Below are 22003 nucleotides of genomic sequence, written 5' to 3' on the forward strand. Positions count from 1 at the left end.
GGGACTCGGTGGGTGGGCCGTCACGGGTGCAACCGTCGCCGGTAGGTGACCCGGGCGACCAGGAAGCCGCCGACGGCCAGCGTCAGCAGGTAGGCGATGTGGACGGAACTGCCGGTGATCGTCGCGGTGCCGAGGCTGAGGGTGCGGCACAGCTCCACCCCGTGCCACAGCGGCAGCAGGTAGGACACCGGGCGGATCCACTCCGGCAGCTGGGAGACGGCGAAGAACGTGCCGGAGAACATGTAGAGCGGCATGATGACGAAGCGGAACACCGTGTCGATGTGGCGCAGCTTGCGTACCCCGACCGCCCACGCGGCGGCCGGTGCCGCGAACGCGACCCCGGTCAGTGTCGCGCCGAGCAGGGCGCCGAGCGCCCACCAGCCTCCGACCAACCCGAACGCGGCCATCACCACGATGAAGGCGCCGCTGGCGATGAGCACCCGGAAGGTGATGAAGAGCAGGTGCCCGGCGGCGAGCTGCTCCGGGCCCAGTGGCGTCGGGGTGGCGCTGCGGTACGCCCCGAAACCCGCGGCCCGGGCAACTCCCCCGGACCCCTCCAGGAACGCGTTCTGCATCGCCGCGGCGGCCAGCATGCCCGGGGCGAAGAACGCCGCGTACGAGACGCCGGCGATCTGGGCCGGCGCGTTGTCGTCGACGAGGGCGCCCAGGCCGGCGCCGATACCGATGAGGAACAGCAGCGGGTTCAGTACGTTGATCACGATCGAGCCACGCCAGGTGCGTCGGTAGCGGACCATCCAGTATCCGAATGCCTGCGACACCGTGGTCTCCTCTGCTACTCGATGAGCGATCGGCCGGTGAGCGTGAGGAACACGTCCTCCAACGTCGCGCGACGGACCAGGGCGGTGAGCGGCGTGAGCGACATGGCGTGCACCGCGGCGAGGGCGGCCTCACCGTCGGCGGTGTAGACGAGCACCCGGTCGGGAAGCGACTCGACACGGCCGTCGGTGTCGTTGCCGTCGGTGGCCAGGGCCGACGTCCGGAGCTTCTCCGTCGCGGTGTCCCGGTCGTCGAGGCGGAACCGCAGTTCGAGGACCTCCCGGGTGGCGTACCTGGTGATCAGGTCCCGGGGTGAGCCCTGCGCGACGATCCGGCCGTGGTCGACGACGATGAGCCGGTCGCAGAGTTGCTCGGCCTCGTCCATGTAGTGGGTGGTGAGGATGAGCGTGACGCCCTCCTGCTTGAGCTGGAAGAGCCGGTCCCACAGGATGTGCCGGGCCTGCGGGTCGAGGCCGGTGGTGGGCTCGTCGAGGAGCAGGATGTCAGGTTCGTTGATCAGGGAACGGGCGATGGTCAGGCGTCGGCGCATACCGCCGGAGAGCGTCTCCACCTGGTCGCCGGCCTTCTCCTGAAGCTGGGCGAAGTCCAGCAGTCGGGTCGCGCGGTCCCGGATGACGGCCCGGGGCAGGCTGAAGTAGCGCCCGTAGATGTGCAGGTTCTCCCGGACGGTCAGCTCGTTGTCCAGGTAGTCGTCCTGGGTGACGACGCCGAGCCGGGCGCGGATCTCCGGCCCCTGTCGTGTCGGGTCCAGGCCGAGCACCCGCAGGCTGCCGCCGCTGATCGGCGACGTCGCGGCGATCATCCGCATGGTCGTGGACTTGCCGGCGCCGTTGGGGCCGAGCAGCCCGAAGGACTCCCCCCGCTGGACCTCGAAGTCGATGCCGTCGACCGCGCGGAACTCCGCTGTGGACCCACGCGGTGGATAGACCTTGGTCAACTGCCTCGCCTGAACCAGGGGCTGATCGATCACCAGGGCAGCCTACGAAAATCAACATCGGCCTGCAAGATTTTATCAGGCAGATGAAATTTACGAACGAGAGCGCTGGTGGGCGGCGGCCCGGTATGCCTGCGGTGAAAGTCCGAAGCGAGCACGAAACAGGCGGCTGAAGTGGGCCTTGTCCGCAAACCCCCACCGGGCGGCGATGGCATGAACCGGTTGCCGGAGGTGCAGCGGACTCCCGAGATCACGCCGGCACTGTTCCAGACGCTTGACGCGGATCAGTTCGGCCGCCGTCGTCGTCTCCCCTTCGAACAGACGGTGCAGCGACCGCAGCGAGATGTGGTGGGCGGCGGCGACGCTACGAGGGCTGAGCTCGGCACTGCCGAGATGACGATCGATGAAATCGACGACGCGGGCGCGCAGCGCGGTGTGCCGGGCCTCCGGTGACAGGGTGCCCTCGACATCGAGGTGCTGAGCGAGCATGGCGGTGAGCAGGTCGAGTGCCACCCGGCCCAGGACCTCGGCGTCAGCCTGCCCATACTGCTCCGGTTGCGCCGCGACGCTCCGGAGGTGGTTGGCCAACAACCCGCCGACGCCGAGGTGCGACGGCATCGTCATGGCCAGCAGACGGCGCAGCAGGTCCGGCGCGAAAGGTAGCGCCGCGTGGGGTATCTGCACAGTGATCGTGGCGGCGAGACCGGGGCCGTCAGCGCTGTGCCGGGCCACGTGCGGCCGCGCGGTGTCCAGCAGCGTGAAATGATTCCCGGCTTCGAACGCGGACTCGTTGCGGTCCTGAGTCAACACGTTGCGGCCCGTCAGAGGTAGGGCGAGCTGATACACGTCCGCCTCGGCTCTGCGGACCAGTTGGGCGGGCCGGGTCGAGTCCAGCGACGGGTACCGCAGCGAGGTCAGCCGGATGGGACCGAGATCGATCGCCTGGGCGTACGCGACGAAGTTGTCCAGCTGGGCACTGCTGATGTGCGCCGGCGCTGTCTCCTGGGCGACCAGGGCATGCCAGAATTCGAACCTGTCCGCCGGTGCCAACACCGTCGTGTCCACCAGCAGGTTGGGCAACACTCCACTCGCCTCCCCGCATGCAAGAATGGATTCTTGCATGCGACGAATCTCCTTGCTGACGACGAAATTCCCACGTCTTCCGATGCTGTCCGGCAGGTCGACGAATGTCAGCGGTGACCGGCGTCGAGGTGCTCCAAGCGGCCGACGAGATGACCCGGGTGTTGCACCCGCACCGCGAGCGCGACTGGTCCGTGCCCGCCGGGCCGCTGACCTGGAACTGCTGGACCACCGCCGCGCACGTCGCACACGACCTGCTCGCGTACGCCGGCCAGGTCACCGGCCGCCCGGAGGACGGCTACCTGCCGTACGACCTGCGGGTCTCCCCCGACGCGAGCCCGGCGCAGACCCTCACCGTGGCGCGGGCCTGCGCCGGGCTGCTCGCCGCCGCCGTCGACTCCGCCCCGCCGGACGCGCGGGCCTGGCACTACGGTCCCTGCGACCCGGCCGGCTTCGCCGCGATGGGGGTGGCCGAGATCCTGCTGCACACCCACGACATCAGCGTCGGCCTCGGTGTGCCGTGGCAGCCGCCGCAGCGGCTGAGCGCGTTGGTGTTGCGGCGGTTGTTCCCGGACGCCCCCAGCGGCGCCGCACCGGAGGTGCTGCTCTGGATGACCGGCCGCGGTGAGCTGCCCGGCCGAGCGCGGCGAACCTCGTGGGTGTGGCAGGCGGCGGTCAGCTGACCGCTAGTCGACGCTCAGCGAGTGCCGGTGACCGTCCAGCGGAAACGGCGGCCGGGCGGGCAGCACCTCCTGGAACACGTAGCCGCTCTTCTGGGCCACCCGGCAGGAGGCCACGTTGTCCACCTGGTGCAGCAGGTCGAGGCGCTCCAGCGCGGGGAACCTGTCGAACGCCCACCGGCTGAGCGCGGTGACCGCCCGCGGAGCGACGCCGCGCCCGCGCGCCCACGCCGCCGTCCAGTAACCCACCTCGGGCGCGGGCCAATCCTCGCTGACCCGCTTGAGCACCACGTTCGCCACCAGCCGCGGCCCGTCCGCGTCGTCGTCCTCGACGACCGCGAAGCTGTACCGCCGACCCGCGTCCCAGTCCTCTCGCACCCGCTCCAGCCACTGCCGGCCCTCGGCCGGGTTGGTCACCGGCAGCCGGGTCCACTGACGCAACACCGGATCCCGGTACGCGTCCAGCAGGGCGTCCAGATCGTCGTCCGCCCAGGGACGCAGGGCCAGGCCCGGCACCGAGGAGATGCCGGACGTTCGTGGGTCGATCACCATCCGCACAGTCTGCCGGTGCCGGGCACGGCCGAGCAGGCGGGTCAGCGCGACCGGCGGCGCCACGGCAACCACCAGGCGCGACGCGGCCGGCGTGGCGCGACGACGGTCACCCGGTCGGTCGTCCGCGTCGGGAGGCTGGGCGGGGCGTGCTCGGCGCGCCAGCGGCGTACCGCCTCGTCGGTATTGACCGGACGCACCGCCACGCGGGGGCCGTCGGGGTTGCGCAGCCACGCCACGATCTGCGTGTTCAACTGACCCACGAAGTCACGGACGGCCTGTTCGGTGGGCAGGTCACGGACCTCGTCGGGGACCTGCTCGACACGTCGGCGCAGTTGCAGCGGGGTGGGTAGGAGCAGGTCGCTGGGCAGCGCCTCCCGTTCCAGGAAGCTCTTGATCCACCACGACTCGTCGTACGGCGCTCCCCGGCCGGGAATCGGCTTGCCCATGCCGGGCAGGTCGTCGAACTCGCCGCGTTGCACGGCTCCCCGGATCTGCGCCTCCACGGCCGCTTCCCACGCATCGGTCACTCTGCGGCACCTCCCCTGGCCACGGTAACGCGCCGCCTCCGCCCGGCGACGCGCGCTCGTAGGGGGTCAGCGCGCCCGCGACGGTGACCATTCCCGGCGGCGACCGGCCGAGGTGGTTTCGGCCCAGGTGTCCGATTCGAGGGCCACGACCTGCGAGGTGGCCCTCGGTCGACACGGTCGCCCCGCCTACCGTCGGTACGGGGCTGACGAACGGGGGAAACATCGTGGTGAGCACGGGGGCACTGCTGGGCATCGCGCTTGTGGCGTTGGGGCTGGTCCTCACGCCCGGCCCGAACATGGTCTACCTGGTGTCCCGCTCGGTGGCCCAGGGCCGTCGGGCCGGCCTGGTCTCACTGCTCGGGGTGGCCGCCGGCTTCGGGGTGTACCTGGCGGCGGCGGTCGCCGGTCTGGCCACCGTCTTCGTGCTGGTGCCGACCCTGTACGCGGTGGTGAAGCTGGCCGGTGCCGGTTACCTGCTCTGGCTGGCCTGGCAGACGCTGCGCCCGGGTGGGCACTCACCGTTCACGCCGACGCCGCTGCCGCCGGACCCGCCCCGGCGGCTGTTCACCATGGGTCTGATCACCAACCTGCTGAACCCGAAGATCGCGATCCTCTACGTGTCGGTGCTGCCCCAGTTCATCGACCCGGCGCGCGGGCAGGTGGCGGCGCAGAGTCTGCTGCTGGGCCTGACCCAGATCACCGTGGCGCTGTTCGTGAACACGCTGATCGTGCTCAGCGCCGGCTCGTTGGCCGGGTTCTTCGCCCGCCGACCGGGGTGGCTGCGGGTGCAGCGGTGGGTGACCGGGACGGCCCTGGCCGCGCTGGCCGTCCGGATCGCCGCCGACCGCTCCCGCGCGGCGGTCGCCACGCCCTGACCGGACGGTCGCTGCCACGGTCGCGGCGGACCACCGAGAGCCACGCCCGGACCGAGGCGGTCAATGCCCCCGGTGGCGGCGGACCATCCCGGCGGCCAGCGGCGCGTCGTCCAGGTCACCGGCGGCGAGCCGGGCGGCGAGGGTACGACGGACCAGCCGATCGGCGAGCGCGGGCGCGTGCCGGCCGACGGCCAACTCCAGCCGACCGCGCGTCGTGGTCGCCACGTCGCGGGGTGCCCGCCGGGCCGTGGCGGTCCGCAGGATCGCCGCGACCACCCCCTCCACGGGCTCGGGGCGGGACACCCGCCGCAGGGACAGGCCGGCCTCGGCGGTGCTGTGGTGGATGGGTGAGACGACCATGCTCGGGTAGACCACGCTCACCCCGACGTGTGTGCCCACCTCGTGGCGCAGCGCGTCGGCGTACGCGACCAGAGCCCGTTTGCTGACTCCGTACGCGGCGGCGAGCGGCAGGGGCAGCACCGCCATCCGACTGGCCACGAAGATGACTCGTCCGCGCGCGGTGAGCAGCGGTGGCAGTGCCGCGGCGGTGGTCCGCCAGGCGGCGAGCAGGTTGACCTCCAGTTGTCGGCGGACCACCTCGTCGGGTGGCAACTCGGCGGGGGCGGGACCACCGACACCGGCGTTGTTGATCAGCAGGTCCAGCCCGCCGAGCCGGTCGACAGCGGCTCGTACGGCCGGTGCCACGGCGTCCGGGTCGGTCAGGTCGCAGCCGAGCACCGGCAGGTCGCCGTCGGGGCGCGCGCGCAGGTCGAGGCCCACCACGTGCGCGCCAGCGGCGGTGAAGGCCGCGCCGAGATGCCGGCCGAAGGTTCCGCTCGCGCCGGTCAGCAGCACCCGACGGCCCGCCAATGCGCTGGCCCTCACTGCTGCACCCCGACCGAGGAGGCCGTAGCGGTCGCAGCGGCGGCACCGGATCGGGCGCGGCGAGTGCCGGCGGTCAACTCGCGGGCCAGGTCGGCCAGGTAGGCGTCGAAGTCCACGCGCATCGCCGGGCGGCGCTGGCCCCACCGGGCGGTCGCGGCCCGCAACTCGGCCCGGCACGTGGCCCGCTGTCGGTCCGGGTCCGGCAGCGCGTACCGGCCGGCGAGCTGCGCGGCGATCAGCTTGGCCTGCGCCTCCACCAGGGGGAACGCGGACCCGGTGGACTGCATCAGGCCGACGAAGGTCAGGCCGGGGGCGTCGGTGTGGAACACGTGCCGGTACAGCGGCAGGGTGTCGGCGCCACCGCCGAGCAGCGCCGGGTCGAGGAACGGGATCTCTACCCGGTAGCCGGTGCACCAGACGATCAGGTCGACGCTGTCGCTGCGGCCGTCGGTGAACTCGACCCGGTCGCCGTCGAGGGCGGTGACGCCGGGTCGGGCCTCGACGTCGCCGTGGGTCAGCCGCGACAGCAGCCCGTCGGAGAGCGTCGGGTGGTCCTGCAGGAGACCGTGCGTCGGCGCGGGCAGCCCGTAGCGGGCCGGGCTGCCGACGGTGGCGCTGAGCATCGTCTGGCTGATGCGTTGGCGCAGCCGCCACGGCAGTCGGCGGGCCAGCGCACCGTTGAGAGTGTCCGAGGGGCGACCCAGCAGGTACTTCGGCACCACCCAGACACCCCGGCGCAACGACAGCAGGGTGCGGGCGGCGGCGTACGAGGCGTCCACGGCGATGTCCATCGCGGAGTTGCCGCCACCGACGACGAGGACGCGCCTGCCGGCCAACTGCTCCGGGCCCCGGTAGTCGTGGCTGTGGATCTGCTCCGCGGTGCAGGTGCCCGGGTACGCGGGGTCGGGCAGCCGGGGCACCCGGTTGTGCCCGTTGGCGACGACCACGGCGTCGACGGTGACCTCGACCGACCGGTCCGGCCCGCGAGCGGTCACCGTCCAGGTGCCGGCGGAGTCCCGGGTGACCTGCTCGACGGTGTGTCGCAGCCGGATGTCCTCGCCCAGCCCGAAACGGTCGGCGTAGTCGGCGAGGTAGGCGGCGACCCGGCGGTGGTCGGGGTAGTCGGGCCAGTCGCCGGGCATCGGGTGGTCGGCGAACTGGGTACGCCCCCGGCTGGTGTTCAGGTGCAGCGTGCGGTACGCGGGCGAGTCGGGCGCCCCGTACACCCAGAGGCCACCGACCTGGTCGGCGGCCTCGAAGCCGATCACCGGCACCGCGGCGTCGCGCAGTGCCTTGACGGCGGCGAGCCCGGCCGCGCCAGCGCCGATCACCGCCACCCTGGGTGGTACACCCATCGCCGCCCCCATTTAATCCAACGTCTGCTGGATAATCGTCGCGCGGCGGCGACGCGTCAAGGGGTCGACGGTCCGTACAGGCCGACGAGCAGGCGATGCACGAACGCGCGGAACTCACGCCGCTCCCGAGCGCCCGGCGCACCCGCGGCCAGCGCCACCACGTGACCGTGGGTCGCCCACACCAGGCTGCGGACGGTGATGTGCGGGGTCGGCTCGGCCAGCGCCCCGGCCGCCGCGGCGGCGGTGAGCAGCTCCGCGACCAGCCGGTACAACGGCTCGGCGTACCGCTTGTCGAGCTCGTCGTGCCGCTGCGGTTCCAGCCAGCGGCGCAGCCACAGCGCGGTGGTCTCCGGGCGGTCCTCCAGAAAGTCGACGAAGACGTCGACCAGGTCGTGCAGCGCGCGCCGGGAGGCGTCCGGCCCCGCGTCGAGGGCCGCGCGGGCCTGTTCGGCGGCGTGGGTGAGCACCTCCTGCTCGGCGGCGAAGACCCGGGCGAAGCAGGCGTCGTAGAGCGCCGCCTTCGTACCCGTGTGGTGCGCGACCGTGGCGACGTCGACCCCGGCGGCGGCGGCGACCTCCCGCAGCCCGACGGCGTCGAAGCCACGCTCGGCGAACAGCGCGGTCGCCGCGGTGAGCACCACCTCGCGGGTCGGCCGGGTCTCGTCGCGGCGGGGCCGACCGGGACGGCGGCGGGGCATGGTCATGGCCGCCATTCTGCCCCTAGAATCCAGCAACCGTTGGATTACCGAGGGGATGCGGCGATGACCGGGCTCGACCGGCGGCCCGTGGCCGCCACCGACGCGACACTTGCCCGTGGCCCCCTGGCGGGCTTCGCGGCCGGCTCGCTCGGCATGGGTGTCTGGGTGACAGTTCCCGGCCTGCTGCTGCTGTACTTCCTCACCGACGTGCTGGCGGTCGGGCCGTGGCTGGCCGGCCTCGCGCTGCTGCTGCCGAAGATCGCCGACGTGCTGCTGCACCCCTGGGTGGGGCACCGCGCCGACGTCGAGCAGACCCGCCGGGGCGACAGGCGTCGCCTGCTGCTGCTCGGCTGTGCCCTGCCGGTCGCGTTCGCCGCGCTCTTCGCGGTGCCCGGCGGCCTGACCGGCGTGCCGGCGGCCGCGTGGGTGGCGATGTTCTTCGTCGCCGGCAATCTACTCTTCGCCGCCTACCAGGTCCCCTACCTGGCCACCCCGGCCGACCTGCGGATCGGTTATGACGAACGCACCCGGCTGATGGCGTTCCGGATGGTCGTGCTGACCCTGGGGATCCTGCTCTCCGGGTTGCTGGCCCCGCTGCTCACCGGCGGCGACGCCGCGACCCGGGGCGGCTACCAGCGGATGGGGGTGGTCCTCGCCGCCGGCATGCTGGCCGCCATGCTGGTCGGTGTCGCCGGCATCGCCCGACTGCGCGGCGGCGCGGCGGACCCCACGCGAGCGGGGCACGGCGGGTGGCGGGCGCTGCGCACCGCGCTGCGCGACCGACAGTTCCGCTGGCTGGTGACCGCGTACCTGGCCATGTCCACCGCCACCCACCTGGTGCTCGCCGGGGTGCCCTACTACGCCGAGTACGAGTTGCGCGCGCCCGGTCTGACCACGGTGCTGGTGGCCGCGTTCGTGGCGCCGGCGCTGCTGGTGACCCCGGCCTGGCTGGTGGTGGCCCGCCGGGTCGGCAAGCAGCGGGCGTTGCTCGGCGCGCAGGGCACGTTCGCCCTCGGCTCGCTGGTGCTCGCGGTGGGTCGCCCGGCCGGACTACCGGTGCTGATCGGCGCGGTGGCAGTGCTCGGGGTGGCGTTCGCGGGCATGCAACTGCTGCCCTTCTCGATGCTGCCCGACGTGATCCGCGCCGCCGCGAGCGACCGCGCACCGGCCGCCGACAGCACCGGTGCCGCCGCACCGACGGGCGCCGGCACCTACACCGGGGTGTGGACGGCGACCGAGGCAACCGGCGCGGCCCTGGGTCCGTACGCGTACGCGCTGTGCCTGGCCGTCGGGGGTTTCGTGGCCTCGACGGCCGGTGAGTCGCCGACGCAGCCGGACGCGGCGCTGGCGGCGGTCCGCTACGGCTTCGGGGTGCTGCCGGCGGTGGCGATGCTCGCGGCGCTGCTGCTGCAACGCCGCTACACCCTGGACGCGAGCGCCCGCGCCGCGAGCTGACCCCGCCGCGGTGCGCCGGGCGGCGCCGCCCGGCACTAGACTGCCACCTCGATGGACGCCCAGCCCACCACCACCGAGACCCGCCCGTGCGCCCACTGTGGACTGCCGGTGCCGCAGCGTGTCGGCGCGGGCCGACCGTTTCGGTACTGCCGGGACAACGACGGCGCCTGCCAGCGCGCCTCCCGCAACAGCCGGATGCGCCACCGCAACGCCCCCGGCCTGCCGGGGCAGGTGGCCCGCACCTGGGAGGCGGTGGACCGCCTCGACCAGATCGTCGAGACGTTGACCGAGTCCCTGCACGCCGAGTTGTCACCGGTGGGTGTGCAGCGCCAGATCGCCCAGGCTCGCGCGGAGGCCGCCACCGGGGTCGCGGCGGCGCAGACCGAACGCGACGAGGCCCGCGACGACGCCGAGGCCGCCGCCGCCGACGCGGCGCGGGCCCGGGAGCAGGCCCGCACGGCTCTCGCCGACGCCGACGAGGCCCGGCGACGCGCCGAGCAGGCCACCGAGGCCACCGAGCGGGCGCACCAGCAGGCCACCGCTGCCGACGAGCGGGCGCGGCACGCCGAGGCCGCCCGCGACCAGGCCCGCCACGACGTCAGTGCCGCCGAGGCGTTGCGCGCCCAGGCCGAACGCGACCGGGACCAGGCCCGCGCCGAGGTGCGGGACCTGCGCACGCAACGCGACGCCGAGCGGCAGCGGGCGGCCGACCTGACCGCTGAACGCGACGCGGTCCGCGCCGACGCCGAACGAGCCACCCGGGTCGCCGCCGACGCGACCGAACGGGCCGGCCGGTGGCAGGCCGAGGTGCAGGACGTGCGCCGCCAGATCGAGCAGGCCCGCGCCGACGCCGCGCGCGCCCGCGCCGAAGCCGCCGACGCCACCCGCGCGCGGGAGCAGGCCGACCGGGCCCGCGAGCGCGCCCAGGTCGCCGCCCGCGAGGTCGACGACGCCCGGCAGGAGGTCGCGCAGGTGGCGGCCCGGCTGCGCGCGGAACTGGCGGCCACCGAAGCCCAGCGCGACAGGCTCACCGCCGAGCTGACCGCCGCCCGGCAGGCGGCGGCCACCGCCGAGAGCCAGGTCACCGCCCTGACGGTACGACTCGACGCGGCTGAAGGTGGCCGGGACCTGGCTCAGCAGCGGGTGGCGCAGCTCGGTGACCAGGTCAGCGACCTGGCGGCGGCGCTGGCCCGGCTCGGCTCGGTGCCGACGACCGGTTGAGCCGCCCGGGGGCGCAACTTCCGCCGCCCCCGGGCGGTTAACCTCCCCGGTGGCAGCGGATCCACACCCCCGTTGCGACAGGCCTGGGGATCACCCGGCTGGGTGCGTGTCCCGGCCGGCTACCCTTGGTCGCGGCCCCACCCGTGGACGCCTCACGCCCTCGGGCGGGAATGGCTCGACGGGAACGCGCCGTTACACCCAGAAGACCAGCACCACGAACGAGGGGAAGTCGATCATGGGCGAGCGTATGCTGCGCGGAAGCCGCCTTGGCGCGGTGAGCTACGAATCCGACCGCAACACGGAGCTCGCGCCGCGTCAGACCCGCGAGTACCTCTGCGCCAAGGGCCATCAGTTCGAGGTGCCGTTCGCCGTCGACGCCGAGGTCCCGATGACCTGGGAATGCAAGTTCGATGGCAGCGTCGCCCGACTCGTCGACGGCAACGAGCCGGAGCAGAAGAAGGCCAAGCCGCCGCGTACCCACTGGGACATGCTGCTGGAGCGGCGTTCGATCGCCGAGCTCGAGGACATCCTCGAGGAGCGTCTGCAGGAGGTTCGGACCCGCCGCGGCCGCGCCTGAGCCGCACGACACACGGCGCCCCCGGGATCATCCCGGGGGCGCCGTCGTGTCCGCGTGTGATGCTGAGGCTACTGGCGACCGGGCTCGATGATCTCGCCCTCGATGGCCCGACCGCCGTCGACGACCACCGGCTGCTGCGGCTGCGGGGCCGGTTGCGGCGCACCCTGGCGCACCCGCACCGTGCGGGGGCCGAACAGGTCACCGGCGACCATCGACGACACCCGCCGCTCGGTGGCACGTCGCACCCCCGCGCGGGCCAGTCGACGCACCGGAGGCACCAGCAGCAGCAACCCGATCAGCCCGCTGACCAGCCCGGGCGCCGCCAGCAACAGGGCGCCGCCCAACCCGACGAGCCCGTCGGTCACCTGCCCACCCGGTGGTTGCCCGGCCGCCGCGGCGGAGCGGAAACCACGCCAGGCGCGCATCCCCTCCCGGCGCAGCAGCACCAGGCCCAGCAGGGACGCGGCGAACACCAGCAGCACCGCCGCCCCGAACCCCAGCGCCCGTCCGACTCCGACGAACACCGCCAACTCCAGCACCACCGCCAGCAACAGGGCCAACGGCACGAACCTCAGTCCTCGGCGCATCTCACCTCATCGCCATTCCCGCGACACCATGGACGTGTCCCGCTCATCCAGCATGACACGGCCGCGCTCACGGCCACCGCGCCTGCGGCGCCTCACGGCCACCGCGCCTGACCGGTGGTGGTGCCATGTAGGCCACGGCGTACCGCCTGCCGCCGGTCCTGCACACCCCAGGCGGTGATCCGCCACAGCGCCTCGGCCACGATCCGCGGGCTCATCTTGCTGTCCCCGTGTTCCCGTTCGGCGAAGGTGATCGGCACCTCCACGATCCGCACCCCGGCCCGGTGCGCCAGCCGGGACAGCTCCACCTGGAACGAGTACCCCTGCGACGTCACCGACTCCAGGTCGATGGCGTCCAACGCGCTGATCCGGTACACCCGGTAACCGCCGGTGGCGTCCGAGACGGGCATGCCCAGGGCGAGGCGCGCGTACAGGTTGCCGCCGCGCGACAGCAGCAGCCGCCGCAGCGGCCAGTTGAGCACCCGCGCGCCGCTGGTCCACCGTGACCCGATCACCACGTCGGCGTCGCGGGCGGCCTCCAGCAGCGCCGGCAGGTCCTCCGGCGCGTGCGAGCCGTCGGCGTCCATCTCCACGACTGCCTGGTAGTCGCGCTCCCGCGCCCACCCGAACCCCGCCAGGTACGCCGCGCCGAGGCCCTGCTTGCCGCGGCGGTGCAACACCTGCACGTGCGCGTCGCCGTCGGCGAGGGCGTCGGCGATCGCGCCGGTGCCGTCGGGGCTGTTGTCGTCGGCGATGAGGATCCGCACCGCCGGGACGGCACGTCGGACCCGACCGACGATCGAGGCGATGTTGGCGGCCTCGTTGTAGGTGGGGATCACCACCAGCACCCGGCCCACGCCCGGCACCTCGTCCGGGCGTCGGATCGTATCGGTCGCCTGGATCATGGTTCCTCCGCTCCCGCCGGCGTACCGGCTGTTGCTACCCGGGCATGACCCGCTGCCGCCGGCGCAGCACCGCCGCGCCGACCAGGGCCGCCACGGCCAGCGCGGCGAGCGTCACCTCCGGCCACCAGCCGAGGCGGGTGGCGAGGGTACGTCCGTCGTCGAGCCGCAACTGCCGCACCACGACCTCCCGGGTGTTGAACCCGGTGGCATCGCTTACCCGCCCGTCGGGTGCGACGAACCCGGACACGCCGACCGTGGACGCCATCAACGCCGGTCGGCCGTGCTCCACCGCCCGTAGCCGCACCATGGCCATCTGCTGGCGGGCCTCCGCCACGTTGAAGGTGGCGTTGTTGGTCTGCACGACCAGCAGCTGCGCGCCGCCGTCGACGGTGTCGCGGACCACGTGGTCGTAGGCGACCTCGAAGCAGATCACGTCGCCGAGCACGGCCGGGCCGGCGCGTACCACGCCCGGGGTGCTTCCGGGCACGAAGTCGCTGCGGATCAGGTCGACCTGCTTGCTGACCATCCGGGCGATGTCGCGAAGCGGCACGTACTCGGCGAACGGCACGGGGTGGCGTTTGGTGTACAGCTGGTCCAGGTCGGCGCCGGTGCCGGGGTGCCACAGGATGCCCGCGTTGCGGACCTGCCCGGGGCCGGGGCCGAGCAGCACCGCCCCGACGAGGATCGGCGCGCCGATGGTGTCGGCGGCCTGGGAGATCCGCGCGCCGGCCGTGGGGTTGCGCAGCGGGTCGATGTCGCTGGAGTTCTCCGGCCACACCACCAGGTCGGGGCGACGTTCCTGACCGGCGGCGACCCGCGCGGCCAGCTCGATGGTGGCGTCGACGTGGTTGTTGAGCACCGCCTGCCGTTGGGCGTTGAAGTCCAGGCCCAGCCGCGGCACGTTGCCCTGCACGATCGCCACGGTGGTGGTGGCGCCCGACCCGGCGGTGGCGACCGGCACGAGCAGGCCCCCAGCGGTCAGCGCGAGGGCCACGGCGGCCGGTGCGGCCACCGGCGCCCACCGGCGAGCCGAGGTGACCCCCCGCCCGCCGTCGGCGTCCTGGGAGCCCTCAGCGGGCGAGGTGGGGGGACGGGCGGCGGCCCAGCCCCGCCACGCGGCGGTGACCAGCAACCCGCCGACGAGCGCCGTCGTGAAGGTCACCAGCGGCGCGCCGCCCAGCGCGGCCAGACGCAGCAGCGGGGAGGTGTCCTGACTGAACGCCAACCGCCCCCACGGGAACCCACCGAACGGGGTGCGGTCGCGCAGCGCCTCCTGCCCCACCCACAGCAGCCCGGTCAGCACCGGCCACGCCCAGCGGACCCGGTCGGCCAGCGGCGACACCCAGGCGGTGGCCACGCCCAGCAGCGCCAGGTAACCGGCCTGCAGCAACGACAGCAGCACCCACGGCAGGTAACCGGTGTGCAGGTTCGTCCAGGCCAACAGCGGGGCGAACAACGCCACCCCGGTCAGGAAGCCCAGGCCGGCGCCGGCGCGCAACCGCCGCCGGTGTGCGGCGGCGGCCAGCAACGCCACCCCGACCGGCGCGAGGGGCCACACCCCGTACGGGGGGAACGCCACCAGCAGGGCCAGCCCGGCGGCCACGGCCAGGGGCACGGCGACCCGCAGCGGCAGCGGCCGACCGGTCCCGACCGGCTGACTCGGCGCGGCCGGGCTGTGGGTGTCGTCCCGGTCCAGAATCGTCACCGCTTCACCTCGATCACGGGGCGAAGGCTACCTGGCTGGCCTGCGAACCGACCGCATCGGGCCGGCCGGCACAGACCGCCCAGCGGACATGAAATCGGGGCGCGGCTCACGCCGCGCCCCGATGCTCCCAGGCCCTTCCCGGCCGGTGTGGCGAGGATGGGGTACGACGACCTTCGGACCGACCGGACGTGGACTGGCTGCCCCCGCCGGGCCGTTGTCTACTGGCCGTGCACCTCACCCTGCCCGTACACCGGTAACCGCGGCCGGTTCGCGCCGCCCCGCCGACCCCCGCCCGCTGGACCTGGCCGCCGCGACGATGACGCTGAAAATGTCGCTCGGCCAGCGGACGAGAGGACGAAGCGAACAACAGCCGCTTCCCGTGGTAGGACTCAAAGACGGTACGTGCCGACCCCCGTCGGTTGTCAACCCACCCCCGGCCTGTCGTGTGTTGCGACACGGCGTGTCGGGTCGGCGAGTCTCAATGCGTGCGTAGATGGTGGCGCAACAGCGCCCCCGCCGCCGCCCGGTGCTCCTCGGCGAGCAACCCCCCGGCGGCCAGCACGTACTCGGTGTCGACGACCGCGGCGGCGGCGCGCGGCAACGCCCACCCGCCGGCGTGGTCGGCCAGCACCGCCGCCAACACCTGCGCGGACGTGTCCGCCGAGGCGTGCCGCAGCACCCCACCGGAACCCACCAGCAACCGCACGTCGCGCAGGTCCCGCCCGGCCCGTTCACCGGTGGCGGCGCCGCGGGCGTGGCGGCGCAACGCCACCGTCGCCGCGAGGGTGGCGATCCGCCGGTCCACGGCCCGCTCGATGTCGTCGACAGCCAGAAACGCCGGGTCCGCGGCCCGACCCGCCGCGGCGGCGCTCAGGTCGTCGGCCTCGTCCGGGGTGAGCAGCCGCTCCTCGACGGCGGCCCGCACCACCCCGGGCGCACTCCACCGCATGCCCAGGTCACCCTCCACGGTACGGGCCCGCCACAGGTTCCCGGCGACCTGCCGCGCCGGCCCGCTGGCCCGCTCGTCGGGGGTGAGCACCGAGTACACGTCGGTGGTGGCACCACCCACGTCGACCACGGCGAGGTCACCGCCGAGGGTGTCGGCGAGCACCTCCACACCGGTGAGCACCGCGTCCGGGGTGGCCGCGCGCACCAGGCGCGCGAACCGGGTGCCCCTCGACAGTCGTTTGCCCCCGATGACGTGGCGTAGGAACACCGCGCGGATCGCCGCCCGCGCCGACGCCGGGGCGAGCACCCCGATGCGGGGCAGGACGTTCTCCGCGCCGGTCACCGGCACCCCGGCGGCCTCCAGCAACCCGGTCAGCTCGGCGCGCACGTCGGCGTTGCCCGCGTACACCACCGGGACCCGCCACCGGGCGCGGGCCAGGCGGGTCGCGTTGTGGGTGACCGTCTCGGCGTCACCGCCGTCGGTGCCACCGACGAGCAGCACCACGTCCGGGCGGGCCGCCCGCATCGCCGCCAGGTCCGCCGCGCCGAGCCGACCGGCCGCCACGTGCACCACGTGCGCGCCGGCGGACAACCCGACCCGCCGGCCCGCCTGCGCGGTGACCAGCGGCTCGTAGCCGACCACGGCCAGCCGCAGCCCACCACCGGCCGACGAGCACACGTACCACGGCGCGTCGCGCACCCCCAGTCCGGCGGTGGCCGCCGCGACCGCGGCGTCCAGGCCGTGCAGCACGTCGGTGCCCACCGTGGTCGGCGCCGCCGCCGCGCCGACCAGCACACCGGCGGCCAGGTCCACCACCGCCACCTTCGTGTACGTGGAACCGACGTCCGCGCAGACCGCCAGGGTCACGAGTCGGCGGGAACGACCACGGTGCCGGTCGCGGTGACCGCCACGATCGGCGGGTCGAGGACCTCGGCGGCGGACGCCGAGCGCTCCGGTCGGCCCCGGCACACCACCGCACAGCTCAACTCCAGGGTGCGGCTGCGGGTGCCCACCCGCGACACCTGGGCGGTGACCTCGATGACGTCACCGGCATGGATGGGCGCGTGGAAGCGCACGTCGGCGTAGCCGGCGAACAGGCCCTCGTCGCCGTCGGTGCGGATACACACCTCCGTGGCGACGTCGCCGAACAACCCGAGGGCGTACGCCCCGTCGACGAGGTTGCCGGCGTAGTGGGCGTGCGAGTACGGCACATACCGCCGGTGCGTCACCGTCAACCCGAGCCGTGCGTCGGTCATGCGTTCACCTTCCGTTGCGTGATCAGGGCGTGCACGAGGTAACTGGCCACCTCGCCGGGCGTGGTGCCCCGACCGAAGATCCGGTCCACGCCCAACTCGTCGGTCATCGACTCGTCGAACCGGGGACCACCGACGATCAACAGGGGCCGCCGGCCCGCCGGCATCGCCTCCCGGAACGCCGCCGACATCTCCCGGGTGTTGTGCAGGTGCGCATCGCGTTGCGTGACGACCTGCGACACGAGCACCGCGTCGGCCTTCTCCACCCTCGCTGCCTCCACCAACTCCGGCACACTGACCTGCGCGCCCAGGTTGGTGACCTTCAACTCCCGGTAGTACTCCAGGCCCTTCTCCCCCGCGATGCCCTTGACGTTGAGGATCGCGTCGATGCCCACGGTGTGCGCGTCGGTGCCGATGCACGCCCCGACGACGGACAGCTTGCGCCGCAACCGCTGCTTGACCACCGTGTTGACCTCCTTCGCCGACAGCAGCGCGAAGTCCCGTTCCACCACCTGCACCGCGTTCAGGTCGACCAGGTGGTTGACCCGCCCGTAGACCACGAAGAACGTGAACCCGTCACCCATCGGCTTGGCGTGCACCACCATCGCCGGGTCGATGCCCATCTTGTTGGCCAGCTGCACCGCCGCGCCCTCGGCCCGCTTGTCGTGGGCCACCGGCAGGGTGAACGACACCTGCACCATCCCGTCACCGGTGGTGTCCCCGTACGGACGCACGATCTGCTTGCCGGTTCGCTCGCTCACGCCGCCGCCTCCAGGATGTCGGTGGCCGGATTGCAGTAGTCCGCCTCGTGCGCGGCCACTCCCGACAGGCCCTTGCCCCGGTCCGCGGGCCGCTTCATGATCCCGAAGGTGCCCTCGGCGATGGCCGTGAGCAACGTCTGCTCCCCGATGCGCTCCAGCAGGTCCAGCGCCTCACCGAGAACCTGGTTGGCGCGGCGGCGGATGAACCCATCCGGCGCCGGCACGAAGTCCTCGTGCAGCCCACCGGCGGCGCCCAGCACGTACCGCACGTTCTGCAACGCGATGTCCCGATCCGACAACCACGGTGTCACCACCGCCTCGGTCATCATCCCCACCAGCAGGATGCCCTGACCGGTCAGCGCGCCCGCCAGGTTGAAGAACCCGTCGAGCAGGTTGCCCCGGAACACGTCACCGGTCATGTGCTTCGTCGGCGGCATCCACTTCAACGGCGCGTCCGGGAACAACTCCCGGGCCAGCAGGGCGTGCGCCAACTCCAGGCGGAACGACTCCGGCACCTCCGGGTTGATCTCGAACGCGTGCCCCAACCCCAACTGCCAGTCCGCCAACCCCGCCTCGTGCGCGAAGAACTCGTTGAGCAGCTGCGACACCGTCACCGTGTGCGCCTCGTCGACCGCGTCGGCGGTGGTCAGGTAGTTGTCCTCACCGGTGTTGATGATGATCCCGGCGCGGGCGTGCACCTGCCGGGAGAACCGCTGGTCGACGAACGTGCGCACCGGGTTGATGTCGCGGAACAGGATCCCGTACATCGAGTCGTTCAACATCATGTCGAGGCGTTCCAGCCCGGCCAGGGTCGCCATCTCCGGCATGCACAACCCCGACGCGTAGTTGGTCAACCGCACGTAGCGGCCCACCTCCCTCGACGACTCGTCCAACGCCGCCCGCATCAGCCGGAAGTTCTCCTGCGTGGCGTACGTGCCGGCGAACCCCTCCCGGGTCGCACCCTCGGGCACGTAGTCCAGCAACGACTGGCCGGTGGAGCGGATCACCGCGATCACGTCCGCGCCCGCCCGCGCGGCGGCCTGCGCCTGCGGGATGTCCTCGTAGATGTCCCCGGTGGCCACGATCAGGTAGATCCACGGCCGCTGCTTCGGGTCACCGTGGCGCTTGATCAGCCGGTCCCGCTCGGCGCGCCGCCGGTCGATGCGCCGAATGCCCGCGCCGACGGCCCTGCGCGCCGCCGACCGGGCGGCCGTGGCGGCCCGCCCGGTAGGCAGGTCGAACCGCACCGACCCGGCGGCGGCCTTCTGCGCCAGCAACGTCACGTCGGTGCCGCCCTCGCGGGCCAGGGCGTCGAACACCGGCACCGCGACCCCGTGACCCAACCCGACGTCCGCGGCGACCGCGTCGACGAGCCGGTTCACCCACGGAATCCCGTCCGGGTCCGCACCGGTCACCCCGGCCAACCGCAGCACCGCCCGCTCCACCGACACGGTGGTGTGGCTGCGGGCCAGGTCCACCACCGGCTGCCCGGCCCGACGCGCCAACTCCCGCGCCCGCGCCACCAGCACCGGATCAAGATCAAGCTTCCCGGTCATGATGACCCTTCCTCGTAGATGACCTCACCGCGCAGCACCAGCCGCCGGCACACCGGCAACGGCGTCGGGTCGTCCGGACCCCGCGCCTCCGGATCCTCGGCCAGCAACACCGGCAGTCCCCGCTGCACCCCCGCCGGCGTCGACCACACCGCGAACGTCGCCGGCGCGCCCAACGCGAGGACCCCCTCGGCGTCCAGGTGCACCGCCCGCCACCCACCACGGGTGTGCGCGGCGAACGCCGAACGCACACTCATCCGCTGCGTCGGGTTGTGGTGCGCTGCCGCCGCCCGCACCGACCCCCACGGATCCAACGGCGTCACCGGCGAATCCGACCCGAACGCCAACGCCACACCCACCGAGTGCATCGCGCCCATCGGGTTCGACTCCAACGACCGGTCCAACCCCAACCGTGACTCGTACATCCGGCCCGCGCCGCCCCACAACCTGTCGAAGGCCGGCTGCATGCTCGCCACCACCCCGAACTCCACGAACCGCGCGATCAACCGCTTGTTCATGATCTCCGCGTGCTCGATGCGGTGCCGGGCCGCGCGCAGCCGCTCCACACCCAGCGTCGTCGCCGCCGCCGCGAACCCGTCCAGCACCGTGCCGATCGCCGCGTCACCGATCGCGTGGAACCCACCCTGCACACCGTGCGCCGCGCAGTCCAACAGGTGATCGCGCACCTGCTCGGCCGTCAGGTAGCCGTGCCCGCACCCGGCGCCGTCGCCGTACTCCTGGGACAGATGCGCCGTCCGCGAGCCCAACGCGCCATCGGCGAACAGGTCACCACCGGCGCCCACCGCACCCAACTCCCGGGCCCGCGCCGCGCCACCCAACTCACCCCAGTACCCGTACACCTCCGGCAACCCCGCACCCGAGATGCCCAGCAGGCCGGTGAAGTCCTCCTCGTCGGAGATCTCCGGCCCACCACACTCGTGCACCGCCGCGATCCCCAACGACGCCGCGTGCGACAGGGCCACCCGCTGCGCGGCGACCCGCTGCGCCCGACTCACCGACCCCTGCGCCGCCGCCCGCACCACGTGGTGCGCGTCGCGACGCAACCAGCCCGACGCGTCGTAACCGACCGCCCCGACCACCTCCGGGCACGCCGCCAGCATCGCCGACGACACCAACGCCGAATGCAGCGACGCCTGCGACAGATACACCCGCCGTCCACCAGCCGCCCGGCCCACCGCCGCCGCGTCCGGCAACGTCGCATCCGACCAGCCCGACTCGTCCCAGCCGTGCCCCAGCACCACCGCGTCCGCCGGCAGACCCACCGCGAACCCGGCCACCGCGTCCAGCAACTGCCCCGCCGACCGCACCCCGGCCACATCCAGCCCGGCCAACGCCAACCCGGTGTCCGTGGCGTGCACGTGCGCGTCGACGAACGCCGGCGTCACCAGCGCCCCACCCAGATCCACCACCCGGTCGGCCGGCGGCGCGTCACCGTCGGTCCCCAACCAGGTGATCCGCCCACCGGACACCAGCAGCGCGGTGGCGCTCGGGTCGGCGGGGCAGTGCAGCACACCGCCGCGGTACAACGTCGAGGGGTTCGTCATGACTCTCAGTCTGCCGCGATCCGCGCCGCGAAAAGCTGACGCACCCCCGGCTCGGCCCGCAACAGGCCCAGCGCCAACTCCGCGTGCCCCGGCACGTACCCGTTGCCCACCAGCATCGTCACGTCCGCCGCCAACCCCTCGGCGCCCAACGCCGCCGCGGAGAAGCTCGTCGCCATCGAGAAAAAGATCACCGTGCCGCCGTCCGCGGTGGCCAACACCGCCCCGTGCTCACACCCCGGCACGTCCACGCACACCACCGTGACATCCGCCGGCGCACCCAGGGCCGTGGTCACCGCCGTGGACAACCCCACCGGGTCCCGCGCGTCGGCCAACGCCACCACCGACGCCAGGCCGGCAGCCGTCAGCGCGTCGCGCTCCGCCGCCACCGGCACCACCCCGACGGTACGCGCGGCACCGGCCCGCCGCGCCGCGGCGAGCGACAGCGACCCACTCTTGCCCGCCCCGCCGATCACCGCGACCCGCACCGGCGTCGGGTCACCGAGGCGACCGCGCTCCTCGACGTAGCGCGACACCACCCGGGCGGTCAGCGCGGGCGCCCCGCACACGTCCAGCACCGCCAGGGACAACTGCGGATCCTCGTCGTCGGGCAGCACCGCGGCGATGGACCGCGCGAACAGGATCGCCCACCCGTCACAGGGCACCTGCTCGCTGCGCCCGTCCCAGCGGGCCAACCCGTCGGTGATCACCAGGGGCGTCAGCGTCAACGACACCAGGGTCGCGACCCGCTCCCCCGCCCTGAGCCCGAGCGGGGAACGCCGGCCGGCCTCCTCGACCGTGCCGATCAGCATGCCGCCGGACCCGGTCACCGGGTTCTGCATCTTCCCCCGGGTGGAGATGATCTCCAGCACCTCGGCGCGGACCGCGGCGCCGTCCCCACCGTGCTTCTCCGACAACTGTCGGAAGCTCGCCGCGTCCAGGTTGAGCCGCTGCACCCGGATCCGCACCTCGTTCGGCCCGATCGCCGCCGACGCGTCCAGGCGCCACGCCGCCTGCGGCAGCACCCCCGCCGGTTGCACGACACGGTGCAAGCCCACCGGTGACGTCACGCCAACCTCCCCCAGCCGCCGCCC

22 protein-coding genes are annotated in these 22003 nt (G+C 73.4%); 5 read left to right on the forward strand and 17 right to left on the reverse strand.

All coding sequences use genetic code 11. The features are described 5' to 3' along the window. Window positions 1-20: 20 nt before the first annotated feature. The 3 genes from AB0A90_RS19540 to AB0A90_RS19550 all read right to left on the reverse strand — a co-directional run bounded on the left by AB0A90_RS19540 (window position 21) and on the right by AB0A90_RS19550 (window position 2854). The gene (locus AB0A90_RS19540; RefSeq protein WP_357249467.1) at window positions 21-779 is read right to left on the reverse strand and encodes an ABC transporter permease; all 759 of its coding nucleotides are present in this window, start codon (window positions 777-779) and stop codon (window positions 21-23) included. A 14-nt stretch (window positions 780-793) separates the two neighbouring features. Then, the gene (locus AB0A90_RS19545) at window positions 794-1735 is read right to left on the reverse strand and encodes an ABC transporter ATP-binding protein (protein ID WP_357249684.1); all 942 of its coding nucleotides are present in this window, start codon (window positions 1733-1735) and stop codon (window positions 794-796) included. Between the two features lie 90 nt (window positions 1736-1825). Continuing rightward, window positions 1826-2854: a helix-turn-helix domain-containing protein gene (locus tag AB0A90_RS19550; protein WP_357249469.1), complete on the reverse strand. Its 1029-nt coding sequence runs from the start codon at window positions 2852-2854 to the stop codon at window positions 1826-1828. A 65-nt stretch (window positions 2855-2919) separates the two neighbouring features. Between AB0A90_RS19550 and AB0A90_RS19555 the strand changes: the two genes are divergently transcribed. Beyond that, window positions 2920-3495 (forward strand): maleylpyruvate isomerase N-terminal domain-containing protein, encoded by a 576-nt coding sequence (locus AB0A90_RS19555; RefSeq protein ID WP_357249472.1) that lies wholly within the window; start codon window positions 2920-2922, stop codon window positions 3493-3495. Window positions 3496-3498: 3 nt separating this feature from the next. Here AB0A90_RS19555 and AB0A90_RS19560 read toward each other — a convergent pair whose 3' ends face one another. Next, window positions 3499-4107, reverse strand: a complete 609-nt coding sequence (locus AB0A90_RS19560; RefSeq protein ID WP_357249475.1) for a GNAT family N-acetyltransferase — start codon at window positions 4105-4107, stop codon at window positions 3499-3501. Beyond that, entirely contained in the window at window positions 4086-4571 is a 486-nt protein-coding gene (locus AB0A90_RS19565; protein WP_357249478.1) for a DUF1992 domain-containing protein, read from the reverse strand. Before AB0A90_RS19565 ends, AB0A90_RS19560 begins: the two co-directional genes overlap by 22 nt. 224 nt (window positions 4572-4795) lie before the next feature. Between AB0A90_RS19565 and AB0A90_RS19570 the strand changes: the two genes are divergently transcribed. Then, window positions 4796-5446, forward strand: coding sequence for a LysE family translocator (locus AB0A90_RS19570; protein WP_357249481.1), 651 nt, complete (start codon window positions 4796-4798; stop codon window positions 5444-5446). 60 nt (window positions 5447-5506) lie between these two features. Here AB0A90_RS19570 and AB0A90_RS19575 read toward each other — a convergent pair whose 3' ends face one another. From AB0A90_RS19575 to AB0A90_RS19585, 3 genes are read right to left on the reverse strand one after another with little or no spacing between them, the layout of a single operon-like run. Then, complete coding sequence (locus tag AB0A90_RS19575; protein WP_357249484.1) at window positions 5507-6331, reverse strand: SDR family NAD(P)-dependent oxidoreductase; 825 nt, start codon at window positions 6329-6331, stop codon at window positions 5507-5509. Further along, the gene (locus AB0A90_RS19580) at window positions 6328-7686 is read right to left on the reverse strand and encodes an NAD(P)-binding domain-containing protein (RefSeq protein ID WP_357249487.1); all 1359 of its coding nucleotides are present in this window, start codon (window positions 7684-7686) and stop codon (window positions 6328-6330) included. Before AB0A90_RS19580 ends, AB0A90_RS19575 begins: the two co-directional genes overlap by 4 nt. Window positions 7687-7742: 56 nt before the next feature. Then, window positions 7743-8390, reverse strand: coding sequence for a TetR/AcrR family transcriptional regulator (locus AB0A90_RS19585; protein ID WP_357249490.1), 648 nt, complete (start codon window positions 8388-8390; stop codon window positions 7743-7745). Between the two features lie 57 nt (window positions 8391-8447). Between AB0A90_RS19585 and AB0A90_RS19590 the strand changes: the two genes are divergently transcribed. From AB0A90_RS19590 to AB0A90_RS19600, 3 genes are all read left to right on the forward strand, one after another. After that, entirely contained in the window at window positions 8448-9839 is a 1392-nt protein-coding gene (locus AB0A90_RS19590) for an MFS transporter (protein ID WP_357249493.1), read from the forward strand. Between the two features lie 51 nt (window positions 9840-9890). Then, window positions 9891-11060 carry a hypothetical protein gene (locus AB0A90_RS19595; protein WP_357249496.1) on the forward strand — a complete coding sequence of 390 codons (1170 nt, stop codon included), beginning with the start codon at window positions 9891-9893 and terminating at the stop codon, window positions 11058-11060. Window positions 11061-11295: 235 nt separating this feature from the next. Further along, window positions 11296-11637 (forward strand): RNA polymerase-binding protein RbpA, encoded by a 342-nt coding sequence (locus AB0A90_RS19600; RefSeq protein WP_030489777.1) that lies wholly within the window; start codon window positions 11296-11298, stop codon window positions 11635-11637. Window positions 11638-11705: 68 nt separating this feature from the next. Here AB0A90_RS19600 and AB0A90_RS19605 read toward each other — a convergent pair whose 3' ends face one another. The 9 genes from AB0A90_RS19605 to AB0A90_RS19645 all read right to left on the reverse strand — a co-directional run bounded on the left by AB0A90_RS19605 (window position 11706) and on the right by AB0A90_RS19645 (window position 21967). Next, a complete protein-coding gene (locus tag AB0A90_RS19605; protein WP_357249499.1) occupies window positions 11706-12224 on the reverse strand; it encodes an FxsA family protein in 519 nt (172 codons plus the stop codon). A gap of 92 nt (window positions 12225-12316) precedes the next feature. After that, window positions 12317-13126 carry a polyprenol monophosphomannose synthase gene (locus AB0A90_RS19610; RefSeq protein WP_357249502.1) on the reverse strand — a complete coding sequence of 270 codons (810 nt, stop codon included), beginning with the start codon at window positions 13124-13126 and terminating at the stop codon, window positions 12317-12319. Between the two features lie 34 nt (window positions 13127-13160). Continuing rightward, window positions 13161-14759, reverse strand: coding sequence for an apolipoprotein N-acyltransferase (gene lnt, locus AB0A90_RS19615; RefSeq protein WP_357249687.1), 1599 nt, complete (start codon window positions 14757-14759; stop codon window positions 13161-13163). 550 nt (window positions 14760-15309) lie between these two features. Further along, window positions 15310-16647 carry a glutamate mutase L gene (locus AB0A90_RS19620; RefSeq protein WP_357249505.1) on the reverse strand — a complete coding sequence of 446 codons (1338 nt, stop codon included), beginning with the start codon at window positions 16645-16647 and terminating at the stop codon, window positions 15310-15312. Then, the gene (locus AB0A90_RS19625; protein WP_357249508.1) at window positions 16644-17036 is read right to left on the reverse strand and encodes a hotdog domain-containing protein; all 393 of its coding nucleotides are present in this window, start codon (window positions 17034-17036) and stop codon (window positions 16644-16646) included. Before AB0A90_RS19625 ends, AB0A90_RS19620 begins: the two co-directional genes overlap by 4 nt. Next, window positions 17033-17794 (reverse strand): OAM dimerization domain-containing protein, encoded by a 762-nt coding sequence (locus AB0A90_RS19630; RefSeq protein ID WP_357249511.1) that lies wholly within the window; start codon window positions 17792-17794, stop codon window positions 17033-17035. Before AB0A90_RS19630 ends, AB0A90_RS19625 begins: the two co-directional genes overlap by 4 nt. Next, on the reverse strand, window positions 17791-19350 hold the full coding sequence (locus AB0A90_RS19635) for a lysine 5,6-aminomutase subunit alpha (protein WP_357249514.1): 1560 nt from the start codon (window positions 19348-19350) through the stop codon (window positions 17791-17793). The genes AB0A90_RS19630 and AB0A90_RS19635 overlap by 4 nt, the downstream gene beginning before the upstream one ends. Then, on the reverse strand, window positions 19347-20912 hold the full coding sequence (locus AB0A90_RS19640; protein WP_357249517.1) for an amidohydrolase family protein: 1566 nt from the start codon (window positions 20910-20912) through the stop codon (window positions 19347-19349). The genes AB0A90_RS19635 and AB0A90_RS19640 overlap by 4 nt, the downstream gene beginning before the upstream one ends. A 5-nt stretch (window positions 20913-20917) precedes the next feature. Continuing rightward, window positions 20918-21967 (reverse strand): zinc-binding alcohol dehydrogenase, encoded by a 1050-nt coding sequence (locus AB0A90_RS19645; protein ID WP_357249690.1) that lies wholly within the window; start codon window positions 21965-21967, stop codon window positions 20918-20920. Window positions 21968-22003 lie beyond the last annotated feature (36 nt).

The organism is Micromonospora sp. NPDC049204, from assembly GCF_040647935.1.
Classification (GTDB): domain Bacteria; phylum Actinomycetota; class Actinomycetes; order Mycobacteriales; family Micromonosporaceae; genus Micromonospora.